At 29.9% G+C, this 13,619-nt stretch carries 12 protein-coding genes and 1 other RNA gene; 5 read left to right on the top strand and 8 right to left on the bottom strand.

Translation table 11 applies throughout. From position 1 onward, the window contains the following. Nucleotides 1–14: 14 nt before the first annotated feature. The 3 genes from IEW75_RS09130 to IEW75_RS09120 all read right to left on the bottom strand — a co-directional run bounded on the left by IEW75_RS09130 (nt 15) and on the right by IEW75_RS09120 (nt 2,834). Nucleotides 15–896: a cyanophycinase gene (locus tag IEW75_RS09130; protein WP_134246776.1), complete on the bottom strand. Its 882-nt coding sequence runs from the start codon at nt 894–896 to the stop codon at nt 15–17. Nucleotides 897–1,160: 264 nt separating this feature from the next. Continuing rightward, nucleotides 1,161–2,279: a DEAD/DEAH box helicase gene (locus IEW75_RS09125; RefSeq protein ID WP_134246777.1), complete on the bottom strand. Its 1,119-nt coding sequence runs from the start codon at nt 2,277–2,279 to the stop codon at nt 1,161–1,163. Nucleotides 2,280–2,393: 114 nt separating this feature from the next. Beyond that, nucleotides 2,394–2,834: a cold-shock protein gene (locus IEW75_RS09120; protein WP_134246778.1), complete on the bottom strand. Its 441-nt coding sequence runs from the start codon at nt 2,832–2,834 to the stop codon at nt 2,394–2,396. Between the two features lie 454 nt (nt 2,835–3,288). On the opposite strand from IEW75_RS09120, the gene IEW75_RS09115 reads away from it, so the two are divergent. Further along, on the top strand, nt 3,289–3,720 hold the full coding sequence (locus IEW75_RS09115) for a hypothetical protein (protein ID WP_134246779.1): 432 nt from the start codon (nt 3,289–3,291) through the stop codon (nt 3,718–3,720). Nucleotides 3,721–3,840: 120 nt separating this feature from the next. Here the strand turns inward: IEW75_RS09115 and typA are convergent, their stop codons facing one another. Both typA and IEW75_RS09105 read right to left on the bottom strand, forming a co-directional pair. After that, on the bottom strand, nt 3,841–5,610 hold the full coding sequence (typA, locus tag IEW75_RS09110; protein WP_134246780.1) for a translational GTPase TypA: 1,770 nt from the start codon (nt 5,608–5,610) through the stop codon (nt 3,841–3,843). A gap of 373 nt (nt 5,611–5,983) precedes the next feature. Next, complete coding sequence (locus IEW75_RS09105; RefSeq protein WP_134246781.1) at nt 5,984–7,150, bottom strand: proline dehydrogenase family protein; 1,167 nt, start codon at nt 7,148–7,150, stop codon at nt 5,984–5,986. A gap of 86 nt (nt 7,151–7,236) precedes the next feature. On the opposite strand from IEW75_RS09105, the gene aroB reads away from it, so the two are divergent. Continuing rightward, entirely contained in the window at nt 7,237–8,304 is a 1,068-nt protein-coding gene (aroB, locus tag IEW75_RS09100) for a 3-dehydroquinate synthase (RefSeq protein ID WP_134246782.1), read from the top strand. 117 nt (nt 8,305–8,421) lie between these two features. Here the strand turns inward: aroB and fsa are convergent, their stop codons facing one another. Then, a complete protein-coding gene (fsa, locus tag IEW75_RS09095) occupies nt 8,422–9,075 on the bottom strand; it encodes a fructose-6-phosphate aldolase (protein WP_134246783.1) in 654 nt (217 codons plus the stop codon). 205 nt (nt 9,076–9,280) lie between these two features. Here fsa and IEW75_RS09090 point away from each other — a divergent pair, with 205 nt between their 5' ends. After that, the gene (locus IEW75_RS09090) at nt 9,281–10,840 is read left to right on the top strand and encodes a T9SS type A sorting domain-containing protein (RefSeq protein WP_134246784.1); all 1,560 of its coding nucleotides are present in this window, start codon (nt 9,281–9,283) and stop codon (nt 10,838–10,840) included. Nucleotides 10,841–10,849: 9 nt separating this feature from the next. On the opposite strand, the gene IEW75_RS09085 is transcribed toward IEW75_RS09090, so the two are convergent. Both IEW75_RS09085 and ffs read right to left on the bottom strand, forming a co-directional pair. Next, entirely contained in the window at nt 10,850–11,653 is an 804-nt protein-coding gene (locus IEW75_RS09085; protein ID WP_134246785.1) for an SDR family oxidoreductase, read from the bottom strand. Nucleotides 11,654–11,831: 178 nt separating this feature from the next. Beyond that, nucleotides 11,832–11,930: signal recognition particle sRNA small type (gene ffs, locus IEW75_RS09080), an RNA gene on the bottom strand. 181 nt (nt 11,931–12,111) lie between these two features. Here ffs and IEW75_RS09075 point away from each other — a divergent pair. Both IEW75_RS09075 and IEW75_RS09070 read left to right on the top strand, forming a co-directional pair. Further along, on the top strand, nt 12,112–12,639 hold the full coding sequence (locus tag IEW75_RS09075) for a DUF4199 domain-containing protein (RefSeq protein ID WP_134246786.1): 528 nt from the start codon (nt 12,112–12,114) through the stop codon (nt 12,637–12,639). A gap of 11 nt (nt 12,640–12,650) precedes the next feature. Beyond that, nucleotides 12,651–13,598 carry a glycosyltransferase family 2 protein gene (locus tag IEW75_RS09070; protein WP_134246787.1) on the top strand — a complete coding sequence of 316 codons (948 nt, stop codon included), beginning with the start codon at nt 12,651–12,653 and terminating at the stop codon, nt 13,596–13,598. The last annotated feature ends 21 nt before the right edge of the window (nt 13,599–13,619 follow it).

Genomic DNA, 13,619 nt, shown 5'->3' with positions numbered 1-13,619 from the left:
CTTATTTTATAGTTTTAATCTCTAATAATTCTACGTTTATTTAAATTGTATTTATCTCCTTTTTTAAGAAAATAAAAATCTCTGCTACCTTTTGGCAACTTTATAATTTCATTTTTATCTTTTATCCATCTAGTTCCATCGTATATAGCTACATAACTTTTTCCAATAACCTTAAAAGTATTATTAGTAACAATAATTCCTGTATCTTCATCTAAACCAATTCCCAATAACTCTGGACGATGGTTCAAAATATTAAACATATCAAACTGTCGGTTTCTTGCTAGTAAATGTTGATCAATTGCCACATTTGTTAAAAAATTTAACCCCTCTTCGTGATCTCCCATCATAATTGTATTGGTTTTTGTATCTCCACGCGCCAAATAAGACCCTTGTATGGTAGCACCTGCAGAACTTCCAGCAATTACTCCTCCTCTTTTTAAAAGTGCTTTAAATGCTTCGTGCGTTTTTGTATTTAAATACGAATCAGCTAATCTCCATTGCCTTCCCCCACTAAACCAAACACCTTTTGCCTTTTTTAAAGGTTGTATAAATTCATCTTTATTGGCTTCTTCTGGATTGTGCGTATGTAAAACAATTACATTTTTAAACCCCTTTTTAATAAAGCTATTTTTAAAATTATTTAAATCTTCTTTTGAAATTTCTTCACTTGTACCAGCGGTTGGAATTACGACAATTAGTTCATTTTCTCCTCCAACAAGGTTCATAAATACTTCATAAAAATAGTTAGATGCAGCACCACCAACAATTAATAAGGTCCCATTTTCTGGACCTTGTGTTATAACTTCAGATTGATTTTTTAAAGTGTTTTTATTAGAATTTTGTGCAAACCCAAAAATGGATGTACATAAAAATAGTAGTAAAGAAATATGTTTCATTAAGAAATACTTTTTATAAATCTTAAAAGTACTATTTTTCTTAAAGAATCTTTAAAATAATATGAAATTTATAAAGAATGCTATATTTTGTAAGTAGTTATAATTTAAATTGAATATTTTAAACAAAAAAACATTCAATTTATTATTTCAATAAAAGTTTTTTTTGCTATTGGAAATAAATTCATTCTAATTGATTCTTGCCTTTAGAAAAGCATCAGTACTAAATTGATTGTTATTGTTTATATGCTATGTATTTTATTAAAGCTATATAGAGATTTCAACAAATTTAATTCCTAAAGATTTTTGAAGATCTATAATTTTTTGTAACTCATTTGGTAAAATAAGCGCAATTGAAAAACCTGCTTTTCCTGCTCTGGCCGTTCTTCCACTTCTATGGGTGTAATATTCTAATTGTTCTGGTAATTGATGGTGAATTACAAAGCCTAAGTTACTAACATCAATACCCCGAGCAGAAACATCTGTAGAAATTAAAACTTGTAAGCTTCTGTTTTTAAAAGCTCGCATAACTTTTTCACGGTCTCTTTGTTGCATGTCTCCCTCTAAAGCATCTACCGAAAAACCTTCTTCTTTTAAAAAAGCTGTTAAATTTTGTGTGCCTGCTTTTGTTCTACAAAAAATAATACCTCTATCGTTGGCTCTTCGTTCTAAAATTTTAATTAATAATTCTGGTTTCTCTTTAATAGTTGTTTTAATATAGTGATGCGTAATATTCGCATTCACTAAAGAATTTTTATTGACAGCAATTTTTATGGCATCTGCAGCCATATATGTTTTAATAATTTGTTGAATTTCTTCTGGCATTGTAGCCGAAAACAACCATGTATTTTTCTTTTTCCCAGTATATTTTAAAATTCTATTTAAGTCTTGTTTAAAACCCATGCTCAGCATTTCGTCAGCTTCATCTAATACCAAGGTTGATACCTTGCTCAAATCTATTTCACCTTTTTCAATTAAATCTATCAACCTTCCAGGGGTTGCTACTACCACGTGGGTGGTTCTTTTTAAATTGCTAATCTGACGCTCAATTTTTTCACCACCATAAACGGCTTCAATAAAAATTTTAGAATCTAAATATTTAGTGTATTTAAAAAGTTGTTTTTTTATTTGTTGCGCTAATTCTCTTGTAGGCGCTAAAATCAAGGACTGAATATTTTCAGCATTAGAATCTATAGCTTGTAAAATCGGCAACCCAAAAGCTGCTGTTTTACCTGTTCCTGTTTGTGCTAAACCTATTAAATCAGTCTTAGATTTTAATAAAACTGGGATGGTTGCTATTTGTACTTCTGTAGGTGTTTTTATACCAAGTTCTTTTAAACCCTTTATAAACTCTTTATGAACTCCTAATTCTAAAAATGTTGACATGTTTTTTTATTTGCTTGTAAATATACTTTTAAAAAATACCAGTATATCCAATTATTTTAATCAATAAAAAAGCTACTCAAAAAAGTAGCTTTTAAAAGAGTATTTATTTTAAAATTATATTTTTTTAACGCGTACAGCATTCATCCCTTTTAAACCTTTTTCAAGTTCAAAAGTAACTTTATCATTTTCAGCAATTTCTTCTAAAACACCACTTACGTGAACAAAAAACTTTTCTTGTGAATTGGAATCAATAATAAAACCAAAACCTTTTGAAGTATCAAAGAATGAAACTTTTCCTTGTCTGTCAACAGGAGCTTCTTCTTCTCTATCTTCTTTTTTAGGAATGCCTATTTCAATGCTTTCTACATCAACTTTAATTTTTTTGGATGGATCTGGTGGCGTATCTGTCAACTGCCCAAACTCGTCAACATATACAAACAGGTTGTCTTGTCCACTTGCTTTACGCTCTTCTTTTCTTAAAAGTTTATCTTTCTTTTTCTTTAATCTTTTCTTCTCTCTTTCTTTTTTACCAAATGTTTCTTGTGATCCTGCCATTAATTATTTATGTTAAATTTTATTTGTTTTATCTGTTTTTCCCTAAACAGTTAAGGTTGTCATTTGAATTAAAATTATTTTTTTATGAAAACAATTTTTGAAATTGATTTACAAAATACAACTGAAGATATTTAAATGACTTGTTTAAATTATATGCAATAATATAATGAAAACTTTTGCAAATATAACATTTCCTATTTAATTTATTATATGACACGTTAAAATATTGATATAAAATATTTTAAAATGGAAGATTTAAACAAGGAAATCTCAATAAAGAATTCCACTAAGGTTAATTATTTTTAATCCATTTCTAATAAATAATTAAATGACACGAACATAATTTATGGCACTTTACATTGATTTTCAATCGATTAAAATTTGGTTAACTTTAATAATTATACTAATTTGTGCATAGATTTATAGCTTTTAACTAATCTTAATAATTTATATTATGTCAAATTCAACAACAAAACCTAATACAACCTTTTGGATAGTAAGTAGTATCGCCTTATTTTGGAATATAATGGGTGTAGTAGTATATTTAAATCAAGCCTACATGACAAATGAAGCACTGTTATTATTGTCGGAAAATGAACAGGCTTATTTCGCAAATGTACCTGTTTGGGTTACTGCAGCATTTGCAATTGCAGTATTTTCTGGTTTTTTAGGAGCTCTTGCATTAGTTTTAAAGAAAAAATGGGCAAAACCAATGTTTTTATTGTCTTTTGTAACGGTTGTTGTGCAAGTTGTTTATAATTTTTTTATTCAAGAATTTGTTGCTTTAACTGGAATTAGAGTTATTTTACCTTTAGTAACTATAGTAATTGCTTTATTTCTTGTTTGGTTTGCTAATGATGCAATTAAAAAAAGAATATTAAAATAAATAAGTAACTATTTGTACTTTTATAGGTAATTAATTACACCTATTTTTTAGATTCAAAAAAATTAAAAAAAAACGCTTTCAATTTTTGAAAGCGTTTTTTTAAAAGTTATAAATAAGTATTTATCTGAATGCTATTTTACGCATACGTAAACTTTGAGGTGTTATTTCTAAATATTCATCCTCTTTAATATATTCCATACATTCTTCTAAAGAATAATCAATTTTTGGAGCAATTTTAACACTATCATCAGTTCCAGATTTACGAACGTTTGTTAATTTTTTACCTTTAATTAAATTAACAGCCATATCTTCTTGTTTATTGTTTTCTCCAACAATCTGACCTTTATAAATATCTTGATTAGGATCGATAAAAAACTTACCTCTATCTTGTAATTTATCTATAGAATAAGCTGTTGCTTTACCCGTTTCTGCAGAAATAATAGCACCATTATTGGAAGTTGCAATTTCTCCTTTATAAGCATCAAAGCCACGTAATCTATGATTAATAATAGCTTCACCTTGAGTAGCTGTTAAAATTTTATTACGTAATCCAATTAAACCTCTAGAAGGAATATCAAATTCTAAATGTTGTAAGTCTCCTTTTGGTTCCATTACTAATAAATCTCCTTTTCTTAAACTTACAAGGTTAATTGCTTTACTTGCAGATTCTTCAGGAACATTAATTACTAACGTTTCATAAGGCTCGCATTTAACACCATCAATTTCTTTAATAATAACTTGCGGACGCCCAACTTGTAATTCGTAACCTTCTCTTCGCATTGTTTCAATAAGTACGGATAAATGCAAAATTCCACGTCCATAAACATTGAATTTTTCTTCTGTATCTGTATCTTCAACTCTAAGTGCCAAGTTCTTTTCGGTTTCTTTATATAATCTATCTCTTAAATGACGAGAAGTTACATATTTACCTTCTTTACCATAAAAAGGAGAATTATTAATGGTAAATAACATACTCATAGTAGGTTCATCTACTTTTAATCTCGGTAAAGCTTCAGGATTTTCAATATCAGCAATGGTATCTCCAATGTCAAATCCTTCAATCCCTGTAATTGCACAAATATCTCCACTTCTAACTTTAGAAGTTCTATCTTTTCCTAAGCCTTCAAATGTGTGTAATTCTTTAATTCGTACTTTTTTAAAGCTTCCGTCAGCTTTACACAACATATAATCTTTTCCTTCTTCTAAATCACCCCTAAAAACACGTCCAATTGCAATTCTACCAACAAAAGATGTAAAATCTAACGATGTTATTTGCATCTGAACTGTACCCTCTTTATAAGGAGCTTCAGGAATATTTTCTAATATAGAGTCTAAAAGAGGAACTATATCTGTAGTTTCATCTTTCCAATCTCTACTCATCCAACCATTTTTTGCAGAACCATAAATAGTATCAAATTCTAATTGTTGCTCTGTAGCATCTAATGCAAACATTAAATCGAAAACTTTTTCGTGCACTATATCTGGTGTACAGTTTGGTTTGTCAACTTTATTAACAACAACAATTGGAGTTAACCCTAGCTCTAGAGCCTTACCTAAAACAAAACGCGTTTGTGGCATTGGTCCCTCAAAAGCATCAACTAATAGTAAAACACCATCTGCCATTTTTAATACACGTTCAACTTCACCACCAAAATCGGCGTGACCAGGGGTATCAATAATATTTATTTTTACACCCTTATAATTGATTGAAACGTTTTTAGATAAAATAGTAATTCCTCGCTCACGCTCTAAATCATTATTATCTAAGAGTAGATCAGTTCTAACTTTACGCTCATCTAAAATGTGAGCTTGATCGATAATTTTATCAACCAACGTAGTTTTACCGTGATCAACGTGGGCTATAATTGCTATATTTCTAATAGATTTCATATTCCGTATTTTTTTAGAAGCTGCAAAAGTAATTGATTTATTTGGTTTATTACAACAAAAATTGAATTATCATTTTTCTAAAATAATTAGATTAGTTAAAAACGTATTCTTATGATATCTAACAACTTACCATTAGTTGCCTAGAATTAAGGAGTTATTGGAGCAGTTTTTATTCTTTTACTATTGATAATAATATTGCTACTAATATTAGGTTAAGAGAAAAGAGTGATAAAATTGTTTGGTAAAGATAAATTTTAGCATATTATTTTTCAACTATTAAAAAATATCGTTCAATAACTAATTTATAATAGCTTTTGAACGATATTAATTTAGCAATGTTTATTTTTAAAGTAAACAGTTTAAAAAAGTAGGATTAAATTTTTCTTCGCTCTCTCTCTTCTTTTAAAAGGCGCAATTCTCGACTTGTTTGTCCCGCAACAGATGTATTTTCCTCAGCTCTTCTAATTAAATAAGGCATAACATCTCTTACAGGTCCAAAAGGTAAATATTTTGCAACATTATAACCCGAATCTGATAAATTATAACTTATATGATCACTCATACCGTATAACTGACCAAACCACAATCTTCTATCATCTTTATCCAATCCAGATTTCGCTATTAAATCCATTAACAAATAGGAGCTTTCTTCATTGTGGGTTCCAGCAAAAATAGCCATATCTTCAATGTTTTTAAACATATATGTTAAAACATCATTAAACATTGTGTCTGTGGCTTCTTTGTTTTCACAAATAGGATCTGCATATCCTTTCTTCTCTGCACGTTCACGTTCTTTTTCCATATAGGCGCCACGCACTAATTTCATTCCAATTTTAAAGCCTTCTTTTTTAGCACGTTCATGAAGTTTCTTAAGATATTCTAATCTGTCCCAGCGATACAATTGAAGTGTTCCAAATACAATTACTTTTTCTTTATTGTATTTACGCATCATTTCTTCAATTAAATCGTCAGCAGCATCTTGCATCCAAGATTCTTCAGCATCTATTAATAACGGAACATCCCTGTCATATGCCGCTTTACTTACAATATCATATCTTTCCTTTATGCGTTTCCACTCTATTTCTTCGTGTGCATCTAGTGGTACTCCTTCGGTTATTTTTTGATAAATGTTAAACTTTCCAAAACCTGTTGGTTTAAAAACTGCAAACGGAATACATGGCTTTTCTTTTCCAAATTTAATAGTGTTTAACGTTTTTTCCATAGCGAGATCAAATTGCTCCTCTACTTCCTTACCTTCAGCTGAATAATCTAATACAGAATGCACATTTTTAGTGTACATTTTATCAATTGTAGGCATACAATCTTCTTCTGTTACGCCACCACAAAAATGATCAAATACAGTTGCCCTTATAATCCCCTCAACTGGTAAATGAGTTTTAAGAGCAAATCTGGTTACTGCTGTACCAATTTTTACTAGCGGCTCACGTTTTATCATTTCAAAAAGATAAAAAGCTCTATCTAGTTCAGCGTTTGACTTTATAGCAAAGGCAACCTCTGTATTATTAAATAAATTTTCCATTGTAAGTTTTGTTTAATCAAAGATAATTACAAAGAGTTTATTTTTTCATTTTTTTCGCTTTAATTTGCACAAAAATATTATCCAAAATGAAACCTATATTATCCAATAATTACTTTGTAAACTTTAATGAAGATGCTTATTTGAAATTAAATGCCTTTTTAGCTTCAAAAGATATATCAAAAATTTTTATTTTAGTTGATGAAAATACCAACCAAAACTGTTTGCCAATTTTATTGGAATCCCTTGAAACAAATTCTGAAATTGAAATTATTGAAATTGAATCTGGCGAAGAAAACAAAAACCTTGATACTTGTACAGGAGTATGGCATGCGTTAACTGAATTAGGAGCTGACCGAAAGAGTTTACTAATTAATTTAGGTGGTGGTGTAATAACAGATTTAGGCGGATTTGTAGCATCTTGCTTTAAAAGAGGCATTAGATTTATTAACATTCCAACTACATTATTAAGTATGGTTGATGCCTCTGTTGGCGGAAAAACAGGTGTTGATTTAGGTGTTTTAAAAAATCAAATTGGATTGTTTTCAGACCCAGAAATGGTACTTATCGATCCTCAATATTTAGAAACTGTAGAGGAACGTGAGATACGTTCTGGTTTAGCAGAAATTATTAAATATGGCTTAACGTATGACGTTAAACTATGGAGTGAAATAACACAATTTAAAGAACTCTATATTAGTAACATAATCTCTTTAGTTCATCGTTCTATTGAAATTAAAAATGAAGTTGTTACCGAAGATCCAAAAGAACATGGACTTCGTAAGATTTTAAATTTCGGACATACTTTAGGGCATGCTATTGAATCTTATTTTTTAGAGTCTGAAAACAAAGAAAAATTGACTCATGGTGAGGCTATTGCAATTGGTATGATTACGGAAGCTTTCTTATCTGAAAAACTATTAAATTTTCCTTCTGATAAATTAATAGAGATTAAAGATAAATTGCTTAATATTTATGGAAAAGTAGTAATAGAAACCTCAGATTACGATGCCATTATTGAATTATTAATTCATGATAAAAAGAATGTAAACGGTAAGGTTAATTTTGTATTACTTTCTGATTTTGAGAAATTTAAATTCGACTGTAATGTAGATAAATCACTACTTATTGAAGCCTTAGATTATTATAGTCTGTAATATAAAAAAGTTGTTATTTATAGCAGCGAACAAATTAAAATTATAAAAAAAATGTTTATTGAATTGATTCAATAAACATTTTTTATGGTTTTAAATATTAAAAAGCTTTTAAAAAACTTAGTTTCCTTTTTTATAATCTGCTAAAAATTGAGCTAAACCACTGTCTGTTAAAGGATGTTTCAACAACCCTTTAATAGCGCTTAAAGGACCTGTCATAACATCTGAGCCCAATTTAGCACAATCTATAATGTGCATTGTATGACGTACAGATGCTGCTAAAATTTCAGTTCCAAAACCATAGTTATCATAAATATGTCTAATTTCAGAAATTAGATTTAAGCCATCTGTAGAAATATCATCTAAGCGACCAATAAACGGAGAAACATAAGTTGCTCCAGCTTTCGCTGCTAATAATGCTTGACCCGCCGAGAAAACTAGGGTTACATTCGTTTTTATCCCTTTGTCTGAAAAATACTTACACGCTTTTACACCATCAGCAATCATTGGTAATTTTACAACAATCTGAGGATTCAGAGCTGCTAATGCTTCACCTTCTTTAATCATCCCTGCAAAATCTGTAGCAATTACTTCTGCACTAACATCGCCATCAACAATATTGCAGATATCAACATAATGTTTCAAAATATTATCAGCACCCGTAATTCCTTCTTTTGCCATTAATGATGGGTTTGTAGTAACGCCATCTAAAACCCCTAAAGCCTGTGCTTCTCTAATTTGATCTAAGTTAGCAGTATCGATAAAAAATTTCATTTGTTAAATTTATTAATTAGTATTAATTTATTTTCTGCTACAAAAGTAGTCAAATCATTGGTTTATGAGCTTCCAGATAAAAAAAAATGCACTTTTAAAAAAGAATATTTGTCTAATACTCTATTACTTTTCAGAAAAGCTTATGAAAGTTGTATTTTTGCTAAATGTTTTTTAACTTAACCTTGCATTAAATAAATGAGTATTTATGAAAAATAATATTTGTATTACAGCTATACTATTTTTGTTGTTAAATACAACATTTGTTAATGCCCAAAAAGCTTTAAACGCGTCATTCAGTCAAGGTTCTGCTACATCTAGCACCTCTTCAAATACATGGAATACTGTAGCTTCAACAGTTTTAAGTTTATCAGCAGGCACTAAGGTTCTAGTAGAAGCCACAATCGAAGTTGAAGTAACTGTTGGAAATAGTGATATAAATACTCAATTCAGATTGACAGATGGCACTACTGATAGTCAAACCATAGATCGTTATATTGCAACAAAAACATACACAGACAAAGGGATTGTTGCAATCTCTTTTATTTTCGACTATGGAGCACCTCTAACCGAATCAAAAACTTTTAGCTTAGAACAAGCTAAAACTACTACTGGATCTAGCAAACAGTTTACATCGAAAGCTGTAATTACTGCTATTGAGATTGCTAGTAATACTATTATCTTACCAAATGAACAAGCAACTACTACTGCTGCTGCAGCAAGCACTTCATCTGCAACTTATATAGCCGCTGCAACTACAAATATGATTACCTTAGAAAAAACTGCAGATATTTATATTGTTTCAACATTTTCAACTAGTACAACAGATACCTCTGCAACTGGAGCATGGTCTTTACAAGAATCTACCGATGATGATACTTTTACAGACATTCCTAATTCAGAAATTACAAGATCTATTATCGCAACTGGTAATAATGGAATTGGCGCTGCTACCATTGTTACTTTAATTAAAAACAAGCCAGCGGGAAATTATTATTTTAGGTTAGGGCACAAAGTAACTAATGGAACTAATATCACAACATCTGGAACTACAATTTCAGCAGTTGCATTAAGAAGCACAATTGCCACAGGAGACCATGTTTTTCCTGCGTACAGTGATTTCCCTCCTAATGACACTAGTACTGCAAATAGTTATGAGGAAATAAACTCGGCACCTATAACAGCCCCTACAAATGGTTTTACAGATAATAAGTTTTTTATGCATGCTTCATATAATATGTTGGCTTCAGGCAATAACGTAGTTTATGCTACCTACAAATTTGGGAGTTCTGCAGGAGGAACATTAACTCTCTTTGAAATCCAACGTTATGTTCCAGTTGATAAAACAGGAAGTGGAGGTTTAATTGGTATTGTAAATAACATAAATCAAGGGGATTCTTTTAATGCCTCTTTTCAGCATAAAAATTCTGGTGCAACTGGCACACTAACCTCCTCTAATGTTAATACAATTGGTTTTTTTCTAAATAGTGATCCTGATAGTACACTCTCAATTGAAGAAGATATTTTAAATACGAACATTGCTATTTATCCAAATCCTGCCCAAGAACAATTTTATATAAAAAATAACGTAACAAATGGAACAACTTCTATTACGTTTTATACAGTAACCGGGCAGTTAGTGCATACCATAAAAGTACAGCCAAAAACCAATGCTAAATTAGAAGTTACAGGTTGGACTGCTGGAATTTATATTATGAAAGTCACGAATAATGGTATTCATGTTTCAAAAAAAATAATTATAGAATAAGCTAAAAACTTATAATTTATAATGATTCATTAATAATTTTTCATACATTTTATCTGGAAGTATTTTTTTCAATACAATTGAAAATTTCTGCATAAAATCTCCAACTTTATAGTGTATTTTAGGTTTTGGAGTTTTAATGATTTTATAAATAGCGTTAGCCATTTCTATAGGATCGCTACCGCTATCAACATGAGCATCCATTAAATCTAAATTTTCTTGGTACGTTTTTTTGTAAGGTGAGTTTTCAAAAACAGGTGTATGATACCTTCCTGATGCAATATTAGTAGCAAAATCGCCAGGCGCAACATTAGTTACCTGTACTCCAAAACTTTTTACTTCCATTCTAATAGCTTCCGTTACAATTTCCAATGCACCTTTGGTTGCTGAATAAATTCCTCTAAAAGGCAACCCCATATAACCTGCAATAGAAGTAACGTTTATTATTAAACCACTTTTTTGAGAACGCATTTGTGGTAAAACTGCTTTCATAACATCAATAGCACCAAATAAATTTGTATTAAAAACACTACGCATTTCATCTGTTGGCGTTTCTTCAATTGGACCCGTAATTCCCATTCCTGCATTATTAATCAAAATATCTAACCTTCCTTCTTTGGAAACAATTTCGGTTACAGCTGCGGTAATAGTTTCAATATTTGTTACATCTAACGCCACTAATTTAAAAGGATGGTCTTGAATATTCTGTGGATTTCTGCTTGTTCCATAAACCGTAAATCCTTTTTCAGATAAAAATTCTCCAACAGACTTTCCTATTCCAGATGAGCCGCCAGTAATTAAAACAACTTTATTCATTTTTAAGTATCAAAAAATTAAAGGTAAAGTTAATTAAAAGTTGAAAGGTTAAATAGTGTAAAAGTTTATTTGTTTTATTCCTGAATCAAATTCGGCTATAAAAATCTAATTAACAACAACCTAGCAAAAGTAAAATTTAAAAGAAAATGATTTTTATACCGTAATTATAGTGCATAAAAAAAGGCAAGCTACCTACATCACATCGCTACAACCTAATACCTTTGCTGCGTTCCCGCCCTGGAGGATTCAAAGGGAGCTGATTGTGTAGGACTTGCCCGGTGCAAATCTACAATCAATTTTTAGTTTAAACAACGAATTTTTTATAATTTTATGTAACATTTTTAAATTTCTGATTACTAATAAATTATTAAAAACAAATAGTAATAATAATTAATTTAACCTTGTACTAAATGTGTATTTAGTATATTTGTTATACTTAAAAACTAAACAAAACAATTATGGAAAACCAAAAATCAACATCATCAAAACAAGTAATGTTAAACTATGGACTAATATTAGGTGTAGTTTCTGTTATCCTATCAGTTGCAATTTATGCAATGGGTAAAATTTACGACCAAGGGTTTGGTGTAATGGCTGCTAGCTTTGTAATTATGGCCGTTATTATTTTTATGGGTTTAAAAAACTTTAAAGAAGGTAATAATAATCTTTTAAGCTTAGGTGAAGCTTTAAAAATTGGATTAGGAATTGCTTTGGTTGGTGCAATTATATCTGTTCTTTACAATCAAATTTTCATCAATTTTATTGAACCAGATTTTATGGAAAATATGATGAAGGTTGGTCAAGAAAAAATGTTAGAACAAAATCCAAATATGACAGATGAACAATTGGAAATGGCAATAAGTATGCAAGAAAAATTCTCTAGTCCACTAATTGGTGCTGCAATGGGAATTGTTGGAAGCTTATTCTTTGGGTTTATTATTTCACTTATTGAAGGTTTAATATTAAAAAGAACTGAAGAAGATTAAAAATAAAATAAATGGATATATCAGTAGTTATTCCACTACTTAATGAAGAAGAATCTTTAAATGAATTACACGATTGGATTGCAAAAGTTATGCAATCCAATCGTTATTCTTATGAAATACTTTTTATTGATGACGGTAGTACAGACACTTCTTGGAAAGTTATAAAAGAACTTTCAAAAAAAAATGCTTTTGTAAAAGGCATTCGTTTTCAAAAAAATTACGGAAAATCACAAGCTCTAAATGCTGGTTTTAAAGAAGTTGAAGGCGATGTAGTTATTACAATGGATGCGGACTTACAAGACAGTCCAGATGAAATTCCAGAATTGTATAATTTAATTGCTAAAGATGGCTTCGACTTAATTTCTGGTTGGAAAAAGAAACGCTACGATTCTAAAATCAGAAAAAACATTCCTTCAAAATTATTTAATGCTGCCGCCCGAAAAACTTCAGGATTAAAATTACATGATTTTAATTGCGGATTAAAGGCCTATAAAAAAGAAGTTATTAAAAACATTGATGTAAATGGTGAAATGCACCGGTACATTCCAGTACTTGCAAAAAATGCCGGGTTTAATAAAATTGACGAAAAAGTAGTTGCACATCAAGCACGTAAATATGGCGTTACTAAATTTGGAATAGAACGCTTTATAAATGGCTTTTTAGACCTAATTACCATATGGTTTTTATCAACATTTGGTAAAAGACCTATGCACTTATTCGGTTTTTTAGGTACTTTAATGTTTATTGTAGGTTGCACATTTGCTTTTTATTTAGGTATTGATAAATTATTTTTTAATCCTATAGGTAGATTAATTACAGATAGACCGCAATTTTACATTGCATTGGTAACTATGATTATTGGTACACAATTTTTTTTAGCAGGGTTTTTAGGAGAAATAATGCTACGCACAAAATCCGACACAAAAAGATATTCAATTTCTAACAAAATCAATATATAACGTTTTAGTAAATAGTACTAT

The organism is Lutibacter litoralis (assembly GCF_014646675.1).
GTDB lineage: Bacteria > Bacteroidota > Bacteroidia > Flavobacteriales > Flavobacteriaceae > Lutibacter > Lutibacter litoralis.
The sequence above is the reverse complement of the archived record's forward strand: the minus strand, read 5'-3'. Positions and strand labels throughout refer to the sequence as shown.

What these genes read in the sequence shown, in the direction of transcription:
- IEW75_RS09130 (WP_134246776.1), bottom strand. Translation starts at nt 896, where the DNA reads ATGAAACATATTTCTTTACTACTATTTTTATGTACATCCATTTTTGGG.
- IEW75_RS09115 (WP_134246779.1), top strand. Translation starts at nt 3,289, where the DNA reads ATGTCAAATTCAACAACAAAACCTAATACAACCTTTTGGATAGTAAGT.
- IEW75_RS09085 (WP_134246785.1), bottom strand. Translation starts at nt 11,653, where the DNA reads ATGAATAAAGTTGTTTTAATTACTGGCGGCTCATCTGGAATAGGAAAG.
- IEW75_RS09125 (WP_134246777.1), bottom strand. Translation starts at nt 2,279, where the DNA reads ATGTCAACATTTTTAGAATTAGGAGTTCATAAAGAGTTTATAAAGGGT.
- fsa (WP_134246783.1), bottom strand. Translation starts at nt 9,075, where the DNA reads ATGAAATTTTTTATCGATACTGCTAACTTAGATCAAATTAGAGAAGCA.
- IEW75_RS09070 (WP_134246787.1), top strand. Translation starts at nt 12,651, where the DNA reads ATGGATATATCAGTAGTTATTCCACTACTTAATGAAGAAGAATCTTTA.
- typA (WP_134246780.1), bottom strand. Translation starts at nt 5,610, where the DNA reads ATGAAATCTATTAGAAATATAGCAATTATAGCCCACGTTGATCACGGT.
- IEW75_RS09090 (WP_134246784.1), top strand. Translation starts at nt 9,281, where the DNA reads ATGAAAAATAATATTTGTATTACAGCTATACTATTTTTGTTGTTAAAT.
- IEW75_RS09105 (WP_134246781.1), bottom strand. Translation starts at nt 7,150, where the DNA reads ATGGAAAATTTATTTAATAATACAGAGGTTGCCTTTGCTATAAAGTCA.
- IEW75_RS09075 (WP_134246786.1), top strand. Translation starts at nt 12,112, where the DNA reads ATGGAAAACCAAAAATCAACATCATCAAAACAAGTAATGTTAAACTAT.
- IEW75_RS09120 (WP_134246778.1), bottom strand. Translation starts at nt 2,834, where the DNA reads ATGGCAGGATCACAAGAAACATTTGGTAAAAAAGAAAGAGAGAAGAAA.
- aroB (WP_134246782.1), top strand. Translation starts at nt 7,237, where the DNA reads ATGAAACCTATATTATCCAATAATTACTTTGTAAACTTTAATGAAGAT.